The sequence below is a fragment of the Streptomyces sp. NRRL WC-3618 genome (assembly GCF_001280005.1).
GTDB lineage: Bacteria > Actinomycetota > Actinomycetes > Streptomycetales > Streptomycetaceae > Streptomyces.
This window is the reverse complement of the sequence record NZ_LGDW01000483.1, coordinates 1-22,351: the sequence shown is the minus strand read 5'-3', so window position 1 is coordinate 22,351 and position 22,351 is coordinate 1. Positions and strand designations below refer to the sequence as shown.

The following is a 22,351-nucleotide window of genomic DNA, read 5'->3' as shown; positions in this document are numbered from 1 at the left end:
TTGAGCAGATCAGAGGCCCCGCGGTGGTGCCGAGAGCAGCGTTCCCTCGTGCCGGTGAGCTTCGCCGCCCCGACCGAATCCAGCACGAGCCCGCCGAAGGGCAGGGCCTGCCTTGCCTGGCAGCGGTCCGTGCCGGCCTGCTCTCCGAGGCTGATGCGGGGAGTGCGCTTGTACAGGGTGATCGGGTTGTCCCCCGGTTCGCCGGAAGCCGCGGACACCGGTCCGCCGAGCAGAGCGGCGGCAGTCGCGAGCGCGACGGCCGCGAACGCTCTTCGCGGACGGCTTCGTTGCGATCTTCTTGGAGCTGTTTGCACGTAGCTGCCTGCCTGAGTGGTCGGTCCGGATGATCGGTCTCGTCCGGGCAGGAAGAAAGCACAACGAACACTCGGCCAAGGCCGACCGGTGGCGTCACCAGTAGCTGCCGTCTCGGAAAAGTCAGGAACTTGTGAGACCCCCGCCTCTGCTGCGCGTGCGGTCAACACGCGCCCCCCGTGCCCCTCTTCCCCCAGGGACCGGATCATCATGACAGCAAGACGGCGCCCACAGAAGTCTTTATTCGCCAATCCGTTCGACAACTATTCGTCTCCCCGCACAAGACTGTGACCCGACCCCCGCCAAAGCGGTACGGCCGGGCCACAGTCCTCGGTGCGGCTCCCGAACGGGGTGGTGAGCGCTCAGGTCGTGTACTGATGCAGGCCCGGGATCGTCAGCGTGCCGCCGAACTGGCCTGCCTGGATGACCGTCACGTTCGTGAAGTAGATCCACGGGAGGTTCAGAGGCGGCGGGCTCTTCGGGCTGAACGTCACCGGGACCACGCCGAGCAGGTTGCCGGAGATGCTCTCCGTGTACATGATCGTCTTGCCGCCCTTGATCGTGGAGTCCGTGCCCTTGGCCGCCTGCGCGTGGTAGGTCTTGCCGGACAGGCGGTCCTTGACGATCTGGTGCAGGTCGCCGATCGTCGTGCCTCCGGAGATCACGTACTTCAGGACCTCCTTGACCGTGCCGTCGGCGGTGCGCACCTTGACGATGCCCTTGTAGTCCGCGCCGTTGAGCGTCAGCGAACTGGCCTTCAGGGTCCACGGGTCGACAGGCAGCGTGGTCGCGTTGTCGACGTCACCCTTTTCGTCGGTGGCTGCGGGGCAGTCGTCCGGGTCTGGGGTCGCGCTCGCCGAGGGACTCGGTGACGCGGCAGGCTCCTTGGCCGCCTCCGCAGTCTTCTCCGTCGCCTTGGCCGCCGTGTCAGAGGTGTCCTTGAGGACCTCGGTGACCTTCGGCTTCGAGTCCTTGACCGTGGTGGTGTCGGGCTTGCCCTTGTCAGCCGTGGGCTTGTCGGCCGCCGTCGGTGTCGGTGACGCGGCCGGCGTCGGCGCGGCGGTCCCCTCGGTCGGCTCGGCAGCCTGCTTCGACTCCGCGGAGGATGTCGTCGTGGACGCCTTGTCGCTCGACGAGTCGCTGCCGCCGTTGAAGATGCCCGTGATCGCGTCGCCGATGTTCTCGAGCAGGCCGCCGCCGCTCTCCTCGGTGGCGCTCGCGCTCGCCGAGGGAGTGGGGGTGGGCGTGGGCGTGACCTTGTCGCTGTCGCCGCCGGTGCCGCCACTGGACGTCGCCTTGCTCACGGACGGCGCCGGCGCCGGCTCGGCCGCGTCGTCGGAACCTGAATCCGACGAACCGTCCGAGGAACCGGAGCCCGAGTCCGTGGCCTTGGCCGAGGGGGACGGCTTCGGCGTCCTGTCCCCGTCGTCGGACGGCGAAGGGGAGGAGGAGCTGGTGGACGCGGAGGGTGTCGGCGTCGCGTCCGTACCGCTCGCGGCGCCGGTCAGCACCTCAACGCACTTCTGGTATTCCTCAGCCGTCATGGTGTTCGTCGTCGGCTTGTTGTCGGCACGTGCGAGTGTCGGCGTGAACCCCATGCCCATGAGCACCGCGGTGGGCATCGCCGCCAGGGCTATCGCCTTGCCGGCCGGCACATGGAACCTGGTGAACAGCGGCTTCCTCGGGGCCGCGTGCCGCGGCCCGGTTCTCCCGCGGGACGTGTCCACGTCAGTCCCGTGGGTCACCTCGTCAGCCGGCACTGTGCCTCCCGTTCGCCCCGTTCACCGGGCTCGTTCCTGACAGATCGTTCGGCTCGTACGGCTCGTTCGACTTGCTCATGTTCAGTCCGCCCGGCTCGGTCGCCACATCCGTGGAGTCGGTGGCCTCGGCGGACACAGGGGCCGCAGCGGCAGGTGCCGCGGCCGTGCCGTCTCCCTCGGGCTCCCCGTACTTCGTCGATTCCGGCACACCGGGCGCCCAAGCGATGGCCAGCGCGCCGCCTACCAGGGCGAACACGAAGCCGACGATGAACCCGCCAAAGTTGGAGACCGGGAGGGACACCAGTCCCAGCAGGATCGCGGCGGTGCCGGCGAAGGTCCGTACATGCTTCTGGAACCAGAGGCTGATGCCCAGGACGACGAGCAGGACTCCGATGATCAGTGATCCCGCGCCGGCCGTTGTGGCCATGCGGATCGTCAGCTGACCGATCGTGAGGTGCGCGTAAGGGAAGTACATGATCGGGACACCGCCGATCATGACAAGCAGACCGGCCCAGAACGGCCTCGTCCCCCGCCAGGCGCGGAACTGCAGCCTCCAGCGGGTGGGCAAACTGGGGGCGGCAGGAGTCTCGGCGCTCATGGAAACAGCTCCCTGGTGCGGTGTTGCTGTGGTGAGAGGGTCTTTCGTCGGTTGCACGAGGGCGATCCACGAAGACCCGGTCGGAGTGGAGCGGGCGGGGGCGCCTCACGGCCTCCCCCACCCGTCACTGAGTGCTTAGTAGCACTCGTGGGTACCCGTGACGACGTTCATGCTCAGACCGGGCAGCGTGAAGGTTCCGGCGGTGGTGGCCCACGCCGTCTGCTTCACCCCGTACAGGTCCACATGGCCGGCTTCCTGGCCGAATCCATTGGGGTCCGACTTCTCCCCGTTGCCCTTCATAGGCGGGTTTTTCAGGTCACGTGCGGCGACACCAATGTTCATGTCGCCGAACACGGCCTTCTCGGCCTCGAGTCGCTCGACGTCGATGTACAGGTTCTTGGCGCTAACCTGCTCTTCCTTTTTGTCACTGTCGCCCGCCCTCAGCACCAGAGTGGCAGTGCCGAAGAACGGGATTCGCGGCGTGACAACCGACTGGCACATGTTCTGGATGCGGGCATTCGAGAACGCCGACACCGCAACCGGGTGGGTGCTCTCCTTGCTCGCCGGGTCGCCCATGTCGACAGCGCCGTACTGCGAGAAGCCGTTGCCCTCGATGTAGTCAGCGCGGACCTTGAACGACTGACCGGACACACTGAACGAAGCGGCAAGAGCACCCTGCGCGAGGGCGACACCTATACATGCCGTAGCGGCGACGCTGGGCACCATGACCACAGCGAAGCGCTTCCATCTTGTCCCGCCACGCACCTGGGACTCCATATTTCCTCCTTCTCGGACGTACATCCCCTGACCCTGACTGCCCCATGACGGCGGCTCAGCCGGGCAAGGATGGGAGAAGTGCTACGTCCTCGGTATAGGAGAGCGCCCGCTCTCGTCGGCGCGAACAGCGCCCGAATCACCGGCGATCACCCCCGAGTGACAGTCACTGGTCGCGCCTGACGCACATCACGCACAACCTTGCCGGACAGGCTCCACCCGCAGGCGAAGACCCCCCTGTCCGAGAGCCGGCGCCACTGCCGCCGACTCTGCCCGGTGGGGACCCAACAACTCCCGTCCGGCCGACTGGCTGTCGGCGTACGGGATAGGACCGAGCGTCGCCGATCGTGGTGCATTCTGGCCGCCCGCACAAGGGGGTTCGTTACTGGCTAGTAACGGGCAGATAACCGCGCAGCGACCCCCGGATACCGTTCGACAACACTGGGTGGCCTTCAGGGGGGTGACAAACCGCCCGCTTCTCCCCGCAACCCGAACAGTGCGACGCCGTCGGCTTACTCCAAGTAACAGCGGCCACGATTACCAAGATTTGGTAAAACGTGGCCGCATTGACACCCGATCGGCAAATCCTTCACGCGGACAACACGCCTCGGCATGTTTAGCGACAGGTCAGAACACTGATCGAATCACCGATCGAACCGTGACCGTGACCCGTGGCGCATCCGCCGAACCAACCGCCCGCCCGCCCCGGTCAGAACAACGCCCGCGCCAGCGCCCGCCGAGCCGCCGCGACCCGCGGGTCGTCCGCGCCGACGAGTTCGAACAGCTCCAACAGCCGTACCCGTACGGCATCGCGGTCGTCGCCCGCCGTACGCCCCACCGTCTCGATCAGCCGCCCGAACGCGTCCTCGACATGGCCGCCCACCAGATCCAGGTCGGCGGCGGCGATCTGCGCGCCCGCGTCCAGCGGCTTCTCGGCGGCGTCCTTGCGTACCTGCTGCGGGTCGACTCCCTGCACGCGCTGGAGCAACTCGGCCTGTACGAGACCGAGTTTGGCCTCGGTGTTCCCGGGGTCGTCGCTCAGCACGTTCTTGTACGCCTGCACCGCGCCGCCCAAGTCCCCCGCGTCCAGGGCCTGCACGGCGGCTTCGAGCAGCGCGTCGTACGGCCCGGCCGGGACGGCCTGGGGAGCGGCGGCCTGTCGGTCGCCGGGTTGGGCGTCCGTGTCGATGACGAGGCCGGTGAGGCCGAAGCGCTGTTCGGCGACCTGTACGAGCTGGTCGAGGGTCTCGCGGATCTGCTGTTCACCGGCGGCGCCCTGGAAGAGCGGCAGGGCCTGCCCGGCGACGACGGCGAAGACGGCCGGAATCCCCTGGATGCCGAACTGCTGCATCAGCATCTGGTTGGCGTCGACGTCGACCTTGGCGAGGACGAAGCGCCCGTTGTACTCGACGGCCAGCCGCTCGAGGACAGGGCTCAGTTGCTTGCACGGCTCGCACCACTCGGCCCAGAAGTCGATGACGACGGGCACTTCGGTGGACCGCTGCAGGACATCGAGTTCGAACCCGGCCTCATCTACGTCGATAACGAGGTCGGCCGGAGAGACGGCACCTCCCCCGCCCTGCCGGGCGGCTTCGGCGCGTGCCTGCTCCGCCTTCGACTTGGCCTCCTGGGCCGCCTTCACCGCGGCGAGGTCGACGACCCCGCTCATGGACATGTTCCGTGGCTGCATGCGTCTATCCTCCCCCGTTCGGCCTGCACATGTGAAAGCCGTAGTGAAAAGCGGTCCTGGTCGATGGACCCTGCTTTCGCTACGAGCCGTAGCGTAACGGCAGTGGCGGCCCCCTGGGAAGCACCCCCGAGTGACCTCCCTCACGACCCCAGGGGGCAGGAACCGCCGGTTATGGTCATGCCATGCAGAGCCGCAACCCCGCCAGCCCCGCCAGCCGTACGGGACGCCCCCGCAGCGCCACCGCGGACGCGGCGATCCTGGCGGCGACCCGGGACGCCCTGGTCGAACTGGGCTGGTCCGGGCTGACGTTGGGGGACGTGGCCACGCGCGCGGGGGTGGCGAAGACGACCCTCTACCGCCGCTGGCCCGGCAAGAACGAACTGGTCGTCGACGCGGTGGCGGCCCTCTTCGACGAACTGGAGCTCCCCGACCGGGGCAGCCTCGCCGCCGACATCGAGGGCGTCGTCCTCCAGTTCGCGGCGATCCTGGTGCGCCCGGAGACGAAGAGCGGCCTGATGGCGGTGGTCGCCGAGTCGACGCGCGACGACGCGCTGCGGGAGCGCATCCGCACGTCGATCGTGGACCGGCAGAAACGCCTGGTCCTGGAAGGCCGCGCCCGCGCCCAGCAGCGCGGCGAACTCCCCCCGGAACAGGACCCGGAGGACACCGCGCGCACGGTGGACCTGATCTTCGACATGGTGGCGGGCGCGGTGGTGCACCGCACGCTGGTGAGCGCCGAGCCGGTGGACCCGGAGTGGGCGGGAGCGTTCACCCGGGTACTGCTGCTGGGGCTGGGCCCGCACCCGTAAGAGTTACGCCTGGGCGGCCACCGGCGACGGCTCCGCGAACTGCGCCGCCAGCTCGTGGCTGACCTTGCGCTCCACGAAGAACGCGGCCGTGGGGATGGTGCCGGCGAGCAGGACCCACAGCTGCCTGCGGACCGGCCATTTCGCCTTGGAGCCCAGATCGAAGGCGAACACCAGGTACACGACGTACAGCCAGCCGTGCGCGATACCGACGACGCTGGTGAAACTGTCGGCGCCCTTGATGTCCAGGACGTATTTGGCGAACACCCCGAGGGTCAGCAGAACCAGCAGTACACCGGTGACGTAGGCCATGACGCGGTAGCGGGTCAGCACGCTCTTTTTCATGGGCACGAGCGTAACCGCCGGTTTCCGGCGATCTTCCGCCGCCCCGGCCCCTCTACCGACCGTCTGCCGGCCCCCGACCCGGCCCCCGGCCTACTCCTCCTTGAAGTCGCTCGCCGCCACCCGCAACGGCCGGAGCATCGCGAAGATCTCCGCGCACTCCTCCGCGTCGTACACCCCGAGGCCGAAGTCCATCGACATCAGGTCGCGGGTCGCCGCGTCGACGGTCTCGCGGCCCTTCTCGGTGATCGTGGCGAGGGTGCCGCGGCCGTCGTTGGGGTTGGGGCGTCTGGCGACGAGGCCCGACTTCACCAGCCGGTCCACGGTGTTCGTGACCGACGTCGGATGGACCATCAGACGCTCGCCGATCTTGGACATCGGGAGCTCGCCGGCCTTGGAGAAGGTGAGCAGCACCAGCGCCTCGTACCGCGCGAACGTCAGACCGTACGGCTTCACGACCGCGTCGACCTCGGCGAGCAGGATCTGCTGCGCGCGCATGATCGAGGTGATGGCGGCCATGGACGGGACGTTTCCCCAGCGCTGCTTCCACAGTTCGTCGGCGCGTGCGATGGGGTCGAAGGGGAGACTGAGCGGCTTCGGCACGGGACGAGACCCTACCGGCCGGTCATATCGTGGTCAGCCCCCGTCTCGCCCTTCGGTCGGGCCCGGCCGCCCCTCGGACCGCTCCCGGCACGCCACTTCATCGCACCTGGATCCACTTCGCCTCCGACGGCGTCCCCGTCGTGTCGGTCACGAACAGCATGTACCAGCCGGGCGGCACGAGCGTCCGGTCGTTCGGTACGTCGATCGTCACCGAGGTGCGGTCCTTGCTGAGGGGAAGGTCGATGGAGCGCTGTTCGACGTCCGTCGTGTGGGTGACCGCGCTGGGGCGCATCAGACGGGCCTTGGAGACCCGCTCGGGGTGGGTGGTGGCGAAGGTCGCGCGGCCGTACGAGTCGGTTTCCTGGGGGCCGTCCCCCAGTACGGGACGGTTCTTGCCGTTCCTGTGCAGCGCGGGCGGGGTGAAGATCTCCATCCGCTGCTCGAAGTGGCCGAGCTTGGTGTTCCGCTGGTCGTCGTAGAGCGGGTCGGAGCCGAAGGTGGCGATCCGGCCGTCGGGCAGGAGCAGCGCCTCGGAGTGGTAGTTGCGGCCCACCTTCGGGTCGGCCGCCGCGCGGAAACGGTTCGCCTTGGGGTCGTAGAACTGCGCCTTGAGGATGTTGCTGCCGCTGCGCCCCCGGTAGTCGGCGGAGCCGTTGGTCGTGAACACCGTGTCGTCCGGCATGAGGACGCTGTTCAGATAGCGGGTGCCCTGGGGGAGGTCGGGGCCGGGCTCGAAGACCGGGTTGTCCTTCTTGAGGTCGACCACGGCCGTGCGCCGCGTGGCCTTCTTCGACTCGCCGACGCCTCCGCCGCCCAGGATCATCACCTTCTGGTCCTGCGCGGGCGGCAGGAGAACGGAGGCGGACGTCTCGGTCTCGTCGGCGTCCGTGAGGCCCGGCACCTTCTCGAAGGTGTTCGTCTCCAGGTCCCACAGGCCCGGCGCGCGGCCCTTGGTGGCGGGCCCGTAGCCGGCGTTGGAGGCGGGGTAGAACAGTTTGCCGCCCTGCGTGAGGAAGAGGGCGGGGTAGGTGGGGAAGTAGCGCTTGGGGCCCGGGGTCCACTTCCTGGTCCTCGGGTCGTAGATCTCGTTGTCCCCGGGGTCGATCGCCCCGACGTCGTCGAGGCCGGAGACGGCGAGGACCCGTCCGTCGTCGAGGCCGACGAGTGTCGGGTACCAACGCGCCTTGTCCATCGGGTCGACGGGCACGTACTTCTCGGCCTTCGGATCGAACTCGTAGGCCGCCCTGATCCCCTGGAAGTCCTGCTTGTCCATGGTGATCTTCTCGGAGAGACCGTACGTGTTGGCCGCGTCCTCGCCCTTCAGGCCGACGATCTCGTACTGGGCCTGCCTCGCGGTGATCGACCCGGGCCCCGCCTCGGCCGCCTCGACGAAGACCCGCGACTCGCTCGGGACGACCTTCGTCACCCAGGGACGCATGACACCGGCCGCGTTGTACGTGATCTTCTGGGTGCGCCTGGCCCTGGGGACGGTGACGTCGAACCGGCTGACGTACTCGACCCCCGAGGGTGAGCGGAAGCGGGTGCCCTTCTTCAGGCGCATCGCCTTGTCGGGGTTCTCGTTCTTGACGCGCATCCCGCCGCCGGCCCGCTCGACCTCGCCGTCGAGGAGTTCGTAGCGGGCGGTGCCGCCGGCCACCAGGAGCCGTCCGCTGGGGAGTTGGGCGTGGCCGGCGCAGAAGAAGTCGTCGGGGGTGGCGATCCTCTTGAAGGTGTCCGTCCTCGGGTCCCACAGGACGGTGTCGAAGGACCCCTTGTCGAACTTCTTCTGCTCGTTGCCCGAGCCCGCCACGATCAGCACCTTGCCGGTGTGCAGCAGGGCGGCGTGGATGGCGTTGGTGCGGAACTCCTTCGGGATGTCGAGCGCGCTCCAGGAGCCGTACTTCGCCCGGTAGCCGGGCTGGGCGATCTTGTACTCGTGGTACCGCTCGCCGGCGAAGCCGAGGACGGCGGGGGCGTTGAGACCGGCGAGGAGGGCGACACCTCCGATGCCGAGGACGGTCTTCTTCGTCACCTTGGGCTTCTTCTTGGGCCTCTTGGGCTTTTTCGACGGCTGGGAGGCCATGGCCTAGGTGCCTCCTGTCGGGGTGCCGGCGGCCGGGGAGACGGTGGGCGTGGCGACGACGGGTTCCTCGGTCACCGCGCGGCCCCTGGCCCGGGTGGCGATCCACACGCCGACCGGGGCCAGGGAGATCGCCAGGGCGAGGACGGCCCAGGTGCGCATGGCCGCGTGGGTGTGGCCGAGGTGGGCGGAGGCGACGAGCGAGGCCGCGAGGAGCGTGGCCCAGCAGAGGTGGACGCGGAAGGTGAGCAGCCGGTCGGGGCTGACGTCGCTGCCCTTGGGCGTGACGACGAACCGGCTGGGGCGGCGGAGCAGGGCCTCGCAGAGCGACTTCAGGTAGATCGGCGCGGCCAGCGCCGACATCGCCATGCCGGCGAGCCCGCCGGAGCCCTCGGGCTCGTGGGGCGAGACGTTGTGCCGCCGGTTCCACAGGTACAGCCCGATCTGGAGGGCGGCGGCATCGCTGTAGAGCATCAGCCAGACGGAGGCGGCGACCTGGGTGCCGGAGGCCCCGAACCAGAGGAAGAGGAAGCAGCTCAGCACGCCGAGGAACCAGTTGACGGCGGCCATCGGGTAGTAGACGAGCATCAGCGTGTACGAGAACAGGCGGCCCGGGGGCATGGTGAAGGGTGCCTTCCAGTACTGCTTGAAGAACGTCTCGTACGTGCCGCGCGACCAGCGCGTCTGCTGGGTGAAGAAGTCGGTCCAGGAGGCGGGCCCCTCGCCCACGGCGAGCACGTCCGGGGTGTAGACGGACCGCCAGTGGCGCCCGGTGCGCGGATTGCGTCGGCGGTGGAGCTCGAAGCCGGTGGCCATGTCCTCGGTGACGGAGTCGCACAGCCCGCCGATCTGTTGGACGGCGGCTATGCGTACGACGTTGTTGGTGCCGACGAACATGGGCGCGCGGTAGCGGTTGCCGGCGCGCTGGATGAGCGCGTGGAAGAGGAACTGCTGCGATTCGGCGGCCTTGGTGACGGGGTGGGTGTAGTTCCCGTACACCTGGGGGCCGACGACGAAGGCGACGTTCGGGTCACGGAAGAAGCCCGTCATCCGCGCCAGGAAGTCGGGGAGCGGGACGTGGTCGGTGTCGACGGAGGCGTAGAAGTCGTAGGCGTCGCCGTGCTTGGCGAGCCACGCGTTGTAGTTGCCGTGCTTGGTACGGGCCCGGTGGACGCCCTCGTCCCGGTTCCACTCGGGCACCCCGTGCCGGGTGAAGTGCCGTACGCCCAGTTCGGCGCAGAGGGCCCTGGCCTGTTCGTCGTCGCCCTCGTCGAGGAGCCAGACGTCCAGGGGGCCGGTGTGGTGGACGCGGATCGCGCCTACGAGGGTCGCCCGGACCATCGCGAGGGGTTCCCTGCCGGGGACGTACGTGGTGAGGAAGGCGACGCGGGTGCCGGACTCGGGTACGACGGGTACGGGGTCGCGGGCGACCAGGGTGGCATGGGCGATGGACACCACGTTGACGAGCATGAACAGCTCGATCAGCCCGATGGCGACGAGCATCACGACGTCGAGACGGACCCGCCACGTCTCACCGCCCTCGCGCTCCACCCAGTGGGTGGGCCACACGAGGTAGACGAGCAGGACGCCGGTGAGCAGCGGCGCGAGGGTCATGAGGACGACGGCGCGTATGCGGTGCGGCTCGCGGGAGAGGAGCGAGGTGTACCGGACCTGGTACGGAGCTCCGGTCGGCGCCTCGGTGAGGGGGCCGGCCAGCCGACTGTGGGTGTCGTAGTCATAGCCCTCGGGCCGCACAGCGCCCTCCCGTGATCGAACGAAGCCGATATCCCCCACCAAAGGGGAGATACGGCGTCCGGGCGAACTGGGTGGGGCCGTACGGGTGAGGGTGGGCGCGGGCGGTTTGGGCCGGGCGGCGGTGACTCCGTCAGCGCCTCATGAGGGTCACGCGGAGAGGTGGCGCTCGACCGTCTCCACCTTGGAGGTCAGACCGTCGTTCACGCCGGGACGGATGTCCGCCTTGAGGACGAGGGAGACGCGCGGCGCGCGTTCCTCGACGGCTGCGACGGCCCGTCTGACGACGTCCATGACCTCGTCCCAGTCGCCCTCTATGGACGTGAACATGGCGTCGGTGCGGTTGGGGAGCCCGGATTCGCGGACGACGCGGACGGCGTCGGCGACGTACTCGCCCACTTCCTCGCCGACGCCGAGGGGTGTCACGGAGAAGGCGACGATCATGACTTGTAGGCCTCTTCCTGGCGGACCCGGGCGGCGAGGGCCACGTTGACGGCGCGCTCGGCCTCGCGGCGCAGCTTGCGCTCGGCGAAGAAGCCGCCGGTCGGGAGGACGGAGAGGACGAAGTAGAGGGCGGCGGTCTTCAGGGACCACTTGGCGCGGCTCCAGGCGTCCGCCCAGAAGATCACGTAGAGGACGAAGAGGATGCCGTGGACCATGCCCATGACGGGCACCGCGTTGAAGTCCGTGGTCCGCTTCAGCACCGAGCAGACCAGCAGGAGGAGGAAGGAAACGGCCTCGGGGGCCGAGACCAGCCGCAGGCGGCGGAGGGCGGAGGCGGTCTTGATGTCCACGGGTCACCTTCGGTGGGTCGCTGGGCGAACGGGGCGCTTTATGAATGGACGCTTTGTGAATGGACGCACAAGCGTCCGCCCATTGTGACAGTGCGGCTCGCGCGAGCGGTACGGGGGTGTGGACGGGAGGGTTCGGCCCCTAGGGGGAGGATCAGGGCGATCTCCGCCTTCGGGATCTGTTGCCGGAGGTGCCCGGCGGGCTACCTTCGCCACGTGGCGATGTTTCGACTTCAAGGCAGCAAGGTGCTGGCCATCGACATGACCGGGGACGCCGTGAAGGCGAAGAACGGCTCGATGGTGGCGTACGACGGACAGATGGGATTCAAGAAGCTCAGCGGCGGCGGTGAGGGCATCCGGGGGATGGTCACCAGGCGGATCACCGGTGAGCAGATGACATTGATGGAGGTGAAGGGGCACGGGACCTGCTGGTTCGCCGATCGCGCCTCCGAGATAAACCTTGTCGCCCTCCAGGGGGACACGTTGTACGTCGAGTCGAGCAACCTGCTGGCGACCGACGGAGGCCTGCGCACGGGCACGTCGTTCACCGGGCTGCGCGGCGCCTCACAGGGCAACGGGCTGTTCACGACGACCGTCGAGGGGCACGGCCAGGCGGCGATCATGTCGGACGGGCCGGCGGTGGTGCTGCGCGTGAGCCCCCAGTACCCGCTGACGGTCGACCCGGGGGCGTACATCGCGCACCAGGGCAACGTCCGGCAGTCCTTCCAGTCCGGTGTGTCGTTCCGCACGTTCGTGGGCGAGGGCGGCGGCGAGGCCTTCCAGATCCGCTTCGAGGGCGACGGCTTGGTGTACGTCCAGCCCAGTGAGCGCAACACGATCGCCGGGGACGTGTGACATGCCCTTCCGTGAGATCAACTCCAAGATGGTCGAGGCGACCGTCCTGCCCGGTCAGCGCGTGTTCAGTCAGCGCGGGGCGATGCTCGCCTACAAGGGCGAGGTGTCCTTCACGCCCAACATCCAGGGCGGCCAGGGCGGGATCATGTCGATGATCGGCCGCCGGGTCGCCGATGAGGCCACCCCTCTGATGACCGTCGAGGGCAGCGGCACGGTCCTCTTCGGGCATGGCGGCCACCACATCCAGGTCATCAGCCTCGCCGGGGACACGCTGTGCGTCGAGGCGGACCGTCTCCTCGCGTTCGACGGCACTCTCCAGCAGGGCACGATGTTCATGGGCTCGCAGGGCGGCGTCATGGGCATGGTCCGGGGGCAGGTGACGGGCCAGGGACTCTTCACCACCACCCTCAAGGGGCACGGCGCGGTCGCCGTCATGGCCCACGGCGGGGTGATCGAGGTGCCGATCACTCCCCAGCGCCCGGTCCACGTCGACCCGCAGGCGTACGTCGCGCACCACGGCGATATCCGCAACAAGCTGTCCACCGCGCTCGGCTGGCGCGACATGGTGGGCCGCGGCTCGGGCGAGGCGTTCCAGCTGGAGCTGAGCGGCAGCGGTGCGGTGTACGTCCAGGCGTCGGAGGAGAAGCTGTGACCACCTACCCGGGCTCGGGGCCCGTCGTCCACGACCCGATGACGCTGCCGTCCGACGACAACGTCAACAACTACACCTTCTGCGTGGAGCTCAAGGGGAGCCAGTGGTTCCTGCAGAAGGGGAAGATGATCGCCTACTACGGCTCGATCGACTTCAACGGCATCGGGCACGGCCGCCTGGACCGTCTCGTCCGTACGTCCTTCCATTCGCCTCTGCACGCGAGCGACTGGGTCGTCGCCGAGGGTTCCGGCAAGATGCTGCTCGCCGACCGGGCCTTCGACGTGAATTCGTACGACCTGGAGGAGGGCAACCTGACCATTCGCTCCGGCAACCTCCTCGCATTTCAGCCAAGTCTCGCGCTCAAGCAGTCGATCGTGCCGGGCTTCCTGACCCTCATCGGGACGGGCAAGTTCGTGGCCGCGTCGAACGGTCCGGTGGTGTTCATGGAACCCCCGATCCGGGTGGATCCGCAGGCCCTGGTCGGCTGGGCGGACTGCCCCTCCCCCTGCCACCACTACGACCATGGGTACATGACAGGCCTGATGGGCGGCCTACGTGCGATGACGGGCCTCGGCGGGGCCTCCGGCGAGGAGCACCAGTTCGAGTTCGTCGGGGCGGGTACGGTACTGCTCCAGTCCTCCGAAACGCTCATGGCCGAGCAGGCCACGGGCGCGGTTCCGCACGAGCCCGGGGTACCGGGTGGCGGCGGGACCCCGGCAGGCCATCCGCAGCAACCGGGTGCGGCCGTACCGCGTCTTCCCGGACAGCTCGGCGACCTCCAGCGTCGCTTCGGGCTGTGAGCGGTAGTCTGCGGAGTGTGACGTCGAACATGTGCGCGCCGTCACGCCACCCTCACTAGTTCGCCTTTCAACCTTTTAGGTAGACTTCATTCATGGAGACCGAGACGGCCACAAGCTGGCTGACCGAGGCAGAGCAGTGCGCCTGGCGCACCCACCTGGAGGTCAACAGACTGTTGACCTATCAGCTCGAAAAAGACCTGCAACCGTTCGGCCTGACGATGAACGACTACGAGATCCTCGTGAACCTCTCCGAGTCCGAGGGCGTACGGATGCGGATGAGTGACCTCGCGTCCGCCACCCTCCAGTCCAAGAGCCGGCTCTCCCACCAGATCACCCGCATGGAGAACGCGAACCTGGTCCGCCGGGAGAACTGCGAGTCCGACCGGCGGGGCCTGTACGCGGTCCTCACCCAGCAGGGCATGGACACGATGAACAAGGTCGCGCCTCATCATGTGGCGTCCGTAAGGCGGCACTTCATCGGTCTGCTGACCCCGGAGGCCATGGCCGAGCTCAGCAAGTCGCTCAAGCCGATCGCACAGCACCTGCGCGGCCAGCGCGGCAGGCCGTAGGGCCGGCGGGGCCTGCCCTACGGATCAGGCGAACGGCAGGCGGAGCTCGAACAGAGCTCCGCCTTCCCCCCTTCGGCCCTGAAGGGGCCTCGTCCTCAAACTCCCCCAGAGGGGGGACCCCCGGACGGGCTGGGGGTGCCGGGGCTCGGGTTGTAGACGCAGCGCGGGTGGGTGGGCGGGAAAGAAGGCCCGGCCGAACAGGGCTCATCTCCGAACCCCGGGTACGTCGAGAAGCCTGTGCCTGGGCTGTAGAAGCGGCGAGGGCGGGTGTATGGGAAAGAAGGCTCGGCTGAAGGGGCCTTGTCCACACACGCCGGGGCTGGGCTGATGGATGTCAGTGGGGTGAGGCACGATGGGGGTATGGCATCCCTCAGTGAGCATCCCGGTGAGCAGGCGGCTCTGGAACCCATCAAGCTGGTTGCCGTTCGGGACGCGCCGCTCTCCCTGGACGAGGTTTTCCGCGCTGTCGGGGACGACTCCGCCGGGGGAACCGCCCTGTTCGTGGGCACCGTGCGGAATCACGACGGGGGTGCCGACGTCGACGCGCTCGGCTATTCGTGTCACCCCAGCGCCGAGGCCGAGATACGGCGGGTCGCCGAGAAGGTCGTCGCCGAGTTCCCGGTGCGGGCCCTTGCCGCCGTACACCGCGTGGGGGACCTGGCCGTGGGGGATCTGGCTGTCGTGGTCGCCGTGTCCTGTCCGCACCGGGGTGAGGCATTCGAGGCCTGTCGGAAGCTGATCGACGACCTCAAGCACGAGGTGCCCATCTGGAAGCATCAGACCTTCTCCGACGGGACCGAGGAATGGGTCGGCGCGTGCTGACGCCTCTCCGGTTGCGTAACAGCCCCCCGGGCGTGAGCGTTGACACGGTGGAGGCTAACCTGCTGATCAGTCAGTTGCGGTCGCTCTTTGGGGTTGGGAGGTCGGCATGGCGGCACTCGCCTGGTTGCTGATTCCGCTGGTGGCTGCGATCGGTGCCGGCCTGTGGGGCAGTTGGGCCAACCGGACGCGCAGAACCCGCGGTGACGGGCCTGAGCTCGACGGCTACGAGCGGTTCCGCGAGGCCATGGAGAAGTCCCGTACCTGAGACACCGTACGGACGGCCCTGACGGTGCGCCGACAGGACCGTCCCGTACTGTCGTGCCATGCCACGCCGCACCGCGACGATGCTCGCCTCCACCCTGATGCTGATCGCGCTCCTCTGCGCCGGAGTGTTCATCACCGTGCCGTATGCGGAGATGTCGCCGGGGCCGACCGTGAACACTCTCGGGGACCACGGCGGCGAGCCGGTGCTCCAGATTTCCGGGCGCAAGACCTATGCGACGACCGGGCACCTGAACATGACCACCGTTCGGGTCACCAGCGCCGACTACCGGATGAACCTCGTCGAGGCCGTGTTCGGGTGGCTGTCGCACGACAACAAGGTCGTGCCGCACGACACGCTCTACCCGGACGGCAAGACCGAGGAGCAGTCGACGCAGGAGAACGCCGAGGAATTCAGCCAGTCCCAGGAAAGCGCCAAGGTCGCGGCACTGGAAAAGCTCGACGTTCCGGTGCAGTCCTGGGTGATCGTCTCCACCGTCCTCAAGGGGTCCCCGGCCGAGGGCGTGCTGCACGCCGGCGACGTCATCAAGGCTGTCGACGGTACGACGGTCAAGGAGCCCGGCGACGTCGCCAAGCTGGTGACCAAGCACAAGGCCGGCGAGAAGGTCGTCTTCACCATCGTGCCCGCCGCGGAGCAGGCCGCCGCCGAGAAGGCGCACCGGCCGGCCACCACGACGCGGGACGTCACCATCACGACCACCAAGTCCGACGACACCGAAGCCGCGCGGGCCATCGTCGGGATCTCCGCCGGGACCGATCACACGTTCCCGTTCACCATCGACATCAAGCTCGCCGATGTCGGGGGGCCCAGCGCGGGGCTCATGTTCGCCCTCGGTATCTACGACAAGTTGACGCCCGGAAGCCTCACCGGCGGCAAGTTCGTGGCCGGTACCGGCACCATCGACGACGACGGCAAGGTCGGCCCCATCGGCGGGATCGAGATGAAGACCGTCGGCGCGCGGGACAAGGGAGCTCAGTACTTCCTGACGCCGGCCGACAACTGCGCGGCCGCCGCCAAGGACACCCCCGAGGGGCTCACACTCGTCAAGGTGGCGACCATTGGCGATGCGTTGAGCGCCCTCAAGGACATTCGCTCCGGCGACACTGGTGGTCTGCCGAAGTGCGGCACCAAGTAGGCAGTCCGTAGGACTGCCCACTCGCTAGTCCTCCGCGAACGTCGCCGACAGTGCCTCCGCCAGGCCCGGTACCAGGCCCGAGCCGGTGAGCACCTCCGTCGCCGCGTCCTTCTCGCGCAGGCGCACCGCCGAGTCACGCGTCCCGTCGCGCATGACCGCGACCGTCATCCGGACCTCCTGACGGTCCGGGTGGGCTGCGACCCAGGCCGCCAGCTTCTTGTCGCTCAGCCCCTGCGGAACCGACGCCTCCGCGGACGGCGGAAGCATCAGGCGCTCGACAGTGAGGGCGCAGCCGACCACCGCGTCCGGCCAGGCGATGGTGGCGAGGAACTCGTCCAGCGGCTTGCCCGCAGGGATCTCGTCCTGCTCGATCGGAGTGAGACCGGTGGTCTTCTGCTCGTCCGCCAGGTCGAGCTGGGCCGCGAGAGCCGGTTCCTGGACCCGCAGGCTGGCGTTGTCTACGAGGGCGAAAAGGCGGGCCGGCTGGTCCCAGCCGAGGCTGGAGGCGTACTCGTCGATCTCGAGTACGGCCCGGGTGAGCGGGTTCGCCGCCATGGGAGTGTTGGACATAGTCACAATCCTGCCTCGTTCATGGGCCGAACCGGGAACCGAGTAAAGCGTGAGTAAGTTGCATAGGTGAGGCCTCTACGATCACGAGGCCTGACGGATGGTCCGCGATCACGGGGGCCTGACGGACCGACAGCGACTTTTGAGGTGCCAACCTTGGCTTTCCAGATGCCGGACCGCGGCGGAGGCCCGCAGGGGCCACGGATCAGAGTGGGCCGCCCGTCCCGGCGCGTCCGGACCCTGCTCATGACGCTGGGCGTCCTTGCCGTACTCGGCATGGCGTTCATCATGTTCGCGGGGTTCTGGACGGACTGGCTCTGGTACCGCTCGGTCAACTACTCGTCCGTGTTCAAGACCACACTGTGGACCAAGATCGGTCTCTTCTTCGTCTTCGGTCTGCTGATGGCGACCGCGGTGGGTGTGAACATCTGGTTGGCGCACCGGCTGCGCCCGCCGCTGAGTGCCATGTCGATGGAGCAACAGAGCCTCGACCGGTACCGCATGGGCATCGCCCCGTACAAGATGTGGCTACTGGTCGGTATCACGGCCATGGTCGGCCTCATCGCGGGCGCGTCCGCGTCCGGACAGTGGCGGACCTGGCTGATGTGGGTCAACGGAGTGTCCTTCGGACAGAAGGACCCCCAGTTCGGTCTGGACGTGTCCTTCTACGCCTTCGACCTGCCCTGGTACCGCTTCCTGCTGGGCTTCGGTTTCGCCGCCACGATCCTCTCCCTGATCGCCGCCGCCCTCACCCACTATCTGTACGGCGGGCTGCGCATCACCAGCCCGGGAGCCCGTGCCACGGCTGCGGCGACCGGGCACCTGTCCGTGCTGCTGGGGCTCTTCGTCGCGCTCAAGGCGGTCGCGTACTGGCTCGACCGGTACGGCCTCGCGGTGAAGTCGAGCGACTTCAAGGCGACCGGTAACTGGACGGGCCTGCGCTACGTCGACGCCAACGCCTATCTGCCGGCCAAGACGATCCTGTTCTGCATCGCCATCATCTGCTCGCTGCTGTTCTTCGCGACCCTGTGGCGGCGCACCTGGCAGCTGCCCGTCATCGGCTTCGGACTGATGGTCCTGTCGGCCATCCTCATCGGCGGGCTGTACCCGGCGATCGTCCAGAAGTTCCAGGTCCAGCCGAACGAGCAGGCGAAGGAAGCCCCGTACGTCGAGAAGAACCTGAAGGCGACGCGCGAGGCGTACGGCATCGACGGCGCCAAGGTCAGCGAGTACCCCGGACGCAGTGACACCGAGGACAAGACCAAGCTGCGCGACGACGTCGACACCACGGCGAGCATCCGCATCATGGACCCGAACATCGTGTCGCCGACGTTCCAGCAGCTCCAGCAGATGCGTAATTACTACGCGTTCCCGACCAACCTGGATGTCGACCGGTACAGCAAGAACGGCAAGGACCAGGACACGGTCATCGGTCTGCGTGAGCTGAACCTCAACGGCATCCCGAAGAACAACTGGATCAACGACCACTTCCGTTACACCCACGGATTCGGTGTGGTCGCGGCCAAGGGCACCACGGCCGATGCCGAGGGCCGCCCGGTCTTCACCGAGTCCGACCTGCCGTCCATGGGTGACCTCGGGACGTACCAGCAGCGGATCTACTACGGCGAGAAGACCAGCCAGTACTCGATCGTCGGCGGTCCCCAGAAGGAGATCGACTACTCCGACGACACCGGTGAGAAGACCACCAGCTACAAGGGGAAGAGCGGCGTCAACCTCTCCAACCCGATGAACCGTGCCGCGTACGCCGTCGCGTTCAGCGAGCCGCAGATCCTCTACTCCGGTGCCATCGGCGAGGGTTCGCGGATTCTGTACAACCGCACGCCCAAGGAGCGGGTCGAGGCGGTCGCGCCCTGGCTGACCATCGACGGCGACGCCTACCCGGCCGTTGTCGACGGTCAGATCCAGTGGATCGTCGACGCGTACACGACGACGAACGGCTATCCGTACGCCTCCCGCACCACCCTGGGCGACACGACGGCCGACTCGCTCACCGCCAGCAACAACCAGCGGGCGGTGGTGGCGCAGCAGAACCAGGTCAACTACATCCGCAACTCGGTGAAGGCGACCGTCGACGCGTACACCGGCGAGGTCAAGCTCTACCAGTGGGACACCAAGGACCCCGTCCTGAAGACCTGGATGAAGGCCTTCCCCCACACGGTCGAGCCGAAGAGTGACATCTCGGCCTCGCTGATGGCCCATCTCCGGTACCCGCAGGACCTGTTCAAGGTCCAGCGCGAGCTGCTGACCCGCTACCACGTGGCGAGTGCCGCGACGTTCCTCAGCGGCTCCGAGGTGTGGCAGGTGCCGGACGACCCGAGCAACAAGTCGGGCGACGCCGTGCCGCCGTACTACCTGAGCATGAAGATGCCCGACCAGAAGGCACAGGCGTTCTCTCTGACGACGACCTTCACGCCGAACGGCCGGGACAACCTGAGCGCGTTCATGGCGGTCAACGCCGAGGCGGGGACAAGCGATTACGGCAGGATCAGAATCCTGAAACTGCCGACGAGCAGAACGGTCGACGGACCCAAACAGGTCCAGAGCCAGTTCAACTCCGAACAGGACATCGCCGAGTCCATCAGGCTGCTGAGAGGCGGCGACTCGGAGATCGAGTACGGCAACCTGCTCACGGTGCCGCTCGACGGAGGCCTGCTCTACGTGGAACCTGTCTACGTACGCGGCAGCGGACTCAAGTACCCGCTGTTGCGCAAGGTGTTGGTGACCTACGGCGGCCAGACCGCCTTCGAGGACACTCTCGACGCCGCGCTCAACAAGGTTTTCGGGGCGGAGGGCACGACCACCGAGCCGCCGGACGAGGGTGGCGGCAAGACCCCGCCGCCGTCGGGCAACCCGACGGTCCGAGAGGCGCTCACCGATGCCCAGAAGGCCTTCGACGACGGCCAGGCAGCCCTGAAGAAGGGCGACTGGGAGGCGTACGGCAAGGCACAGACGGACCTCAAGGCCGCTCTGAAGCGGGCCGAGGAGGCGCAGTCCGCGGCCGGGAAGTCCGGTGGCGCGAGCCCCGGTCCCAGCGGTGGTCCCAGCGGTAGTCCCAGCCCCGGTGCGAGTAGCAGTCCCAGCAGCGGTTCGACCAGTGGTTAGTGCTGGTCGGAGGGCCTGCTGAGGTTGCGTCCTGGGCTCCCCCCGCGCCGTGGTACGGTTGCAACACAACGGCGCGGGGTGGAGCAGCTCGGTAGCTCGCTGGGCTCATAACCCAGAGGTCGCAGGTTCAAATCCTGTCCCCGCTACTGATCGCGAAGGCCCGGATCCTCCAAGGATCCGGGCCTTCGTGGTGTGCGAACGCATGTGCCGACACGGCGAAGGCCGCGCGTACCTGGGGCAGTTGAGGGTAATCGTGTTTCACTTGTCTCTCTGTGGGCATGTCGACAAAACGCTGTAGAGACCTCACTGGCTGCGGTATACCAGGTGTACCCAGGTTGCAGGTGGTGCGACGATGGACGTTATGGGGGACAAGGCAACTCTGTTGGAGACAGGGCGATTTGTGCAGCCTTCTGGCCGGGACGAAACCGGCGAGGCGGTAGAAGAGGAACGCCAACGGCTCGCCGCCGAGGCCGGCGACGTCGAGGCGATGAGTGTCCTCGGAGCCATGCTGCTGCGCCGTGGTGATCTCGACGGAGCCGAGCCTCAGCTGCGTGCCGCCACCGCCGCCGGTGACCGCGCCGCCGCCAACAACCTCGGTGTCCTCCTCCACCAGCGCGGGTACGCCGACGACGCCGCCGGATGGTGGCGGATCGCCGCCGTCGCCGGATCCGCACCCGCCGCGCACGCACTCGGCCGCCACCACCGCGAGCGCGGTGACGAGCCCGCCGCCGAGTACTGGCTGCGCCAGTCCGCCGAGCAGGGGCATGTGCTGGGCGCCTACGCCCTCGCCGACCTGCTGGAGCACCGCGGCGACGCGGCCACCGAGCGGTGGATGCGTGTCGCTGCCGAGCGGGGGCACCGGGAGGCGGCCTATCGGCTTGCCCGGGCGCTCGACCGGAAGGCCGCGGAAGGTGGGGAGAGTGCGGGCGCCGAGGGTGGTGCGAGTGACGGTGGAGCCGGGGAGGCCGAGCAGTGGTACCGGCAGGCTGCCGCTCGCGGGCATCAGCGGGCCGCGCTGCATCTCGGGGCCATTCTGGAGAAGCGTGGTGAGCTCAAAGAGGCTGGGCGCTGGTATCTGACGTCCGCCAAGGACGGCGAGGCCAGGGCCGCCTGCGCGCTCGGGTTCCTGCTGCGTGACGCGGGGGACTCCGAGAGCGCCGCCGTGTGGTGGCTGCGGGCCGCGCAGGACGGCGACGGCAACGCCGCCAACGCGCTGGGCGCGCTGCACGCCGAACGCGGCGAGACCCAGACCGCCGAGCGCTGGTACCGGGCGGCCATGGACGCCGGGGATGTGAACGGGGCGTACAACCTCGGTCTGCTGTGCGCCGAGCAGTCGCGTACGGCGCAGGCCGAGCAGTGGTACCGCCGGGCCGCGTACGCCGGGCATCGCGAGGCCGCCAACGCGCTCGCCATTCTGCTGTTGCAGGGTGGGGACGCGGCGGGGGCCGAGCCGTGGTTCTCCAAGGCCGCGGAGGCGGGCAGTGTCGACGCCGCCTTCAACCTCGGGATTCTGCATGCCGGGCGGGGTGAGGACGAGGCCGCGCTGCGCTGGTACGAGCGGGCCGCCGGCGCCGGGCACACCGAGGCGGCGCTTCAGGTCGGGATCGTGCGGCTGCGGGAGGGGGACGAGCGGGAGGCCGAGCGGTATCTGCGGTGTGCGGCGGGCGGGGGGAGTCCCGAGGCCGCGTATCGGCTGGCCGCGGTGCTTGACGCGCGGCGGCCGCAGGCGCCCGCGCATGAGCTCGGTGAGATCGCGCACGAGAAGACGGAGTGCGAGGAGTGGTACGAGCGGGCGGCTTCCCAGGGGCATCGGCGGGCGCAGGTGCGGGTGGGGATGCTGGCGTCGGCTCGGGGGGACGTGGTGGAGGCGGCTCGGTGGTACCGGGCCGCCGCCGAGGCCGGGTCTCGTAACGGGGCGTTCAATCTTGGGCTGTTGCTGGCTCGGGAGGGGAGTGAGCCCGAGGCTGCGGTGTGGTGGGCTCGGGCGGCTCAGGCGGGGCATGGGCGGGCTGCGTTGCGGTTGGCGCTGGTGTATGC

At 68.3% G+C, this 22,351-nt stretch carries 21 protein-coding genes and 1 tRNA gene; 11 read left to right on the top strand and 11 right to left on the bottom strand.

Features of this window, described 5'->3' with window-relative positions; genetic code table 11:
* Window positions 1–674: 674 nt before the first annotated feature.
* The 4 genes from ADL01_RS38150 to ADL01_RS38135 all read right to left on the bottom strand — a co-directional run bounded on the left by ADL01_RS38150 (window position 675) and on the right by ADL01_RS38135 (window position 5,134).
* Window positions 675–2,072, bottom strand: coding sequence for a hypothetical protein (locus ADL01_RS38150; RefSeq protein WP_053746666.1), 1,398 nt, complete (start codon window positions 2,070–2,072; stop codon window positions 675–677).
* The gene (locus ADL01_RS38145) at window positions 2,062–2,670 is read right to left on the bottom strand and encodes a DUF6114 domain-containing protein (protein ID WP_053746665.1); all 609 of its coding nucleotides are present in this window, start codon (window positions 2,668–2,670) and stop codon (window positions 2,062–2,064) included. Before ADL01_RS38145 ends, ADL01_RS38150 begins: the two co-directional genes overlap by 11 nt.
* Window positions 2,671–2,805: 135 nt before the next feature.
* On the bottom strand, window positions 2,806–3,447 hold the full coding sequence (locus tag ADL01_RS38140; protein WP_053746664.1) for a DUF6230 family protein: 642 nt from the start codon (window positions 3,445–3,447) through the stop codon (window positions 2,806–2,808).
* Between the two features lie 706 nt (window positions 3,448–4,153).
* Window positions 4,154–5,134 (bottom strand): tetratricopeptide repeat protein, encoded by a 981-nt coding sequence (locus ADL01_RS38135; RefSeq protein WP_053746663.1) that lies wholly within the window; start codon window positions 5,132–5,134, stop codon window positions 4,154–4,156.
* A gap of 182 nt (window positions 5,135–5,316) precedes the next feature.
* Here ADL01_RS38135 and ADL01_RS38130 point away from each other — a divergent pair, with 182 nt between their 5' ends.
* On the top strand, window positions 5,317–5,943 hold the full coding sequence (locus ADL01_RS38130) for a TetR/AcrR family transcriptional regulator (protein WP_053746662.1): 627 nt from the start codon (window positions 5,317–5,319) through the stop codon (window positions 5,941–5,943).
* A gap of 3 nt (window positions 5,944–5,946) precedes the next feature.
* On the opposite strand, the gene ADL01_RS38125 is transcribed toward ADL01_RS38130, so the two are convergent.
* From ADL01_RS38125 to ADL01_RS38100, 6 genes are all read right to left on the bottom strand, one after another.
* Window positions 5,947–6,285, bottom strand: coding sequence for a DUF3817 domain-containing protein (locus ADL01_RS38125; RefSeq protein WP_053746661.1), 339 nt, complete (start codon window positions 6,283–6,285; stop codon window positions 5,947–5,949).
* Between the two features lie 90 nt (window positions 6,286–6,375).
* A complete protein-coding gene (locus ADL01_RS38120; protein WP_053746660.1) occupies window positions 6,376–6,885 on the bottom strand; it encodes a MarR family winged helix-turn-helix transcriptional regulator in 510 nt (169 codons plus the stop codon).
* 97 nt (window positions 6,886–6,982) lie between these two features.
* Window positions 6,983–8,968: a kelch motif-containing protein gene (locus ADL01_RS38115; RefSeq protein WP_053746659.1), complete on the bottom strand. Its 1,986-nt coding sequence runs from the start codon at window positions 8,966–8,968 to the stop codon at window positions 6,983–6,985.
* A gap of 3 nt (window positions 8,969–8,971) precedes the next feature.
* A complete protein-coding gene (locus tag ADL01_RS38110; RefSeq protein WP_053746658.1) occupies window positions 8,972–10,720 on the bottom strand; it encodes a glycosyltransferase family 2 protein in 1,749 nt (582 codons plus the stop codon).
* Window positions 10,721–10,867: 147 nt separating this feature from the next.
* Complete coding sequence (locus ADL01_RS38105) at window positions 10,868–11,161, bottom strand: MTH1187 family thiamine-binding protein (RefSeq protein ID WP_053746657.1); 294 nt, start codon at window positions 11,159–11,161, stop codon at window positions 10,868–10,870.
* Window positions 11,158–11,511: a DUF3817 domain-containing protein gene (locus ADL01_RS38100; protein ID WP_053746656.1), complete on the bottom strand. Its 354-nt coding sequence runs from the start codon at window positions 11,509–11,511 to the stop codon at window positions 11,158–11,160. The genes ADL01_RS38105 and ADL01_RS38100 overlap by 4 nt, the downstream gene beginning before the upstream one ends.
* A 219-nt stretch (window positions 11,512–11,730) precedes the next feature.
* Here ADL01_RS38100 and ADL01_RS38095 point away from each other — a divergent pair, with 219 nt between their 5' ends.
* The 7 genes from ADL01_RS38095 to ADL01_RS38070 all read left to right on the top strand — a co-directional run bounded on the left by ADL01_RS38095 (window position 11,731) and on the right by ADL01_RS38070 (window position 16,624).
* Window positions 11,731–12,363 carry an AIM24 family protein gene (locus ADL01_RS38095; protein ID WP_053746655.1) on the top strand — a complete coding sequence of 211 codons (633 nt, stop codon included), beginning with the start codon at window positions 11,731–11,733 and terminating at the stop codon, window positions 12,361–12,363.
* A gap of 1 nt (window position 12,364) precedes the next feature.
* Window positions 12,365–13,015, top strand: a complete 651-nt coding sequence (locus ADL01_RS38090; RefSeq protein ID WP_053746654.1) for an AIM24 family protein — start codon at window positions 12,365–12,367, stop codon at window positions 13,013–13,015.
* The gene (locus tag ADL01_RS38085) at window positions 13,012–13,815 is read left to right on the top strand and encodes an AIM24 family protein (RefSeq protein ID WP_053746653.1); all 804 of its coding nucleotides are present in this window, start codon (window positions 13,012–13,014) and stop codon (window positions 13,813–13,815) included. Before ADL01_RS38090 ends, ADL01_RS38085 begins: the two co-directional genes overlap by 4 nt.
* 92 nt (window positions 13,816–13,907) lie before the next feature.
* Window positions 13,908–14,384 (top strand): MarR family winged helix-turn-helix transcriptional regulator, encoded by a 477-nt coding sequence (locus tag ADL01_RS38080; protein WP_053746652.1) that lies wholly within the window; start codon window positions 13,908–13,910, stop codon window positions 14,382–14,384.
* 360 nt (window positions 14,385–14,744) lie between these two features.
* Window positions 14,745–15,206, top strand: coding sequence for a molybdenum cofactor biosynthesis protein MoaE (locus ADL01_RS38075; RefSeq protein WP_053746651.1), 462 nt, complete (start codon window positions 14,745–14,747; stop codon window positions 15,204–15,206).
* Between the two features lie 106 nt (window positions 15,207–15,312).
* On the top strand, window positions 15,313–15,471 hold the full coding sequence (locus ADL01_RS45575; protein ID WP_006379628.1) for a hypothetical protein: 159 nt from the start codon (window positions 15,313–15,315) through the stop codon (window positions 15,469–15,471).
* A gap of 58 nt (window positions 15,472–15,529) precedes the next feature.
* Window positions 15,530–16,624 carry a PDZ domain-containing protein gene (locus tag ADL01_RS38070; protein WP_053746650.1) on the top strand — a complete coding sequence of 365 codons (1,095 nt, stop codon included), beginning with the start codon at window positions 15,530–15,532 and terminating at the stop codon, window positions 16,622–16,624.
* A 24-nt stretch (window positions 16,625–16,648) separates the two neighbouring features.
* On the opposite strand, the gene ADL01_RS38065 is transcribed toward ADL01_RS38070, so the two are convergent.
* Window positions 16,649–17,194 (bottom strand): PPA1309 family protein, encoded by a 546-nt coding sequence (locus ADL01_RS38065; protein WP_053746649.1) that lies wholly within the window; start codon window positions 17,192–17,194, stop codon window positions 16,649–16,651.
* 165 nt (window positions 17,195–17,359) lie between these two features.
* On the opposite strand from ADL01_RS38065, the gene ADL01_RS38060 reads away from it, so the two are divergent.
* From ADL01_RS38060 to ADL01_RS38050, 3 genes are all read left to right on the top strand, one after another.
* Complete coding sequence (locus ADL01_RS38060; protein WP_053746648.1) at window positions 17,360–20,314, top strand: UPF0182 family protein; 2,955 nt, start codon at window positions 17,360–17,362, stop codon at window positions 20,312–20,314.
* 72 nt (window positions 20,315–20,386) lie between these two features.
* A tRNA-Met gene (locus ADL01_RS38055) sits at window positions 20,387–20,460 on the top strand.
* A gap of 206 nt (window positions 20,461–20,666) precedes the next feature.
* A partial coding sequence (locus tag ADL01_RS38050) for a tetratricopeptide repeat protein (RefSeq protein WP_053746647.1) occupies window positions 20,667–22,351 on the top strand: 1,685 nt, incomplete at its 3' end.

Excerpts from the sequence above, each read along its gene's own strand:
- ADL01_RS38145 (WP_053746665.1), bottom strand. The coding sequence starts at position 2,670 with ATGAGCGCCGAGACTCCTGCCGCCCCCAGTTTGCCCACCCGCTGGAGG.
- ADL01_RS38140 (WP_053746664.1), bottom strand. The coding sequence starts at position 3,447 with ATGGAGTCCCAGGTGCGTGGCGGGACAAGATGGAAGCGCTTCGCTGTG.
- ADL01_RS38135 (WP_053746663.1), bottom strand. The coding sequence starts at position 5,134 with ATGCAGCCACGGAACATGTCCATGAGCGGGGTCGTCGACCTCGCCGCG.
- ADL01_RS38130 (WP_053746662.1), top strand. The coding sequence starts at position 5,317 with ATGCAGAGCCGCAACCCCGCCAGCCCCGCCAGCCGTACGGGACGCCCC.
- ADL01_RS38125 (WP_053746661.1), bottom strand. The coding sequence starts at position 6,285 with ATGAAAAAGAGCGTGCTGACCCGCTACCGCGTCATGGCCTACGTCACC.
- ADL01_RS38115 (WP_053746659.1), bottom strand. The coding sequence starts at position 8,968 with ATGGCCTCCCAGCCGTCGAAAAAGCCCAAGAGGCCCAAGAAGAAGCCC.
- ADL01_RS38105 (WP_053746657.1), bottom strand. The coding sequence starts at position 11,161 with ATGATCGTCGCCTTCTCCGTGACACCCCTCGGCGTCGGCGAGGAAGTG.
- ADL01_RS38095 (WP_053746655.1), top strand. The coding sequence starts at position 11,731 with ATGTTTCGACTTCAAGGCAGCAAGGTGCTGGCCATCGACATGACCGGG.
- ADL01_RS38090 (WP_053746654.1), top strand. The coding sequence starts at position 12,365 with ATGCCCTTCCGTGAGATCAACTCCAAGATGGTCGAGGCGACCGTCCTG.
- ADL01_RS38080 (WP_053746652.1), top strand. The coding sequence starts at position 13,908 with ATGGAGACCGAGACGGCCACAAGCTGGCTGACCGAGGCAGAGCAGTGC.
- ADL01_RS38075 (WP_053746651.1), top strand. The coding sequence starts at position 14,745 with ATGGCATCCCTCAGTGAGCATCCCGGTGAGCAGGCGGCTCTGGAACCC.
- ADL01_RS45575 (WP_006379628.1), top strand. The coding sequence starts at position 15,313 with ATGGCGGCACTCGCCTGGTTGCTGATTCCGCTGGTGGCTGCGATCGGT.
- ADL01_RS38070 (WP_053746650.1), top strand. The coding sequence starts at position 15,530 with ATGCCACGCCGCACCGCGACGATGCTCGCCTCCACCCTGATGCTGATC.
- ADL01_RS38065 (WP_053746649.1), bottom strand. The coding sequence starts at position 17,194 with ATGTCCAACACTCCCATGGCGGCGAACCCGCTCACCCGGGCCGTACTC.
- ADL01_RS38060 (WP_053746648.1), top strand. The coding sequence starts at position 17,360 with ATGCCGGACCGCGGCGGAGGCCCGCAGGGGCCACGGATCAGAGTGGGC.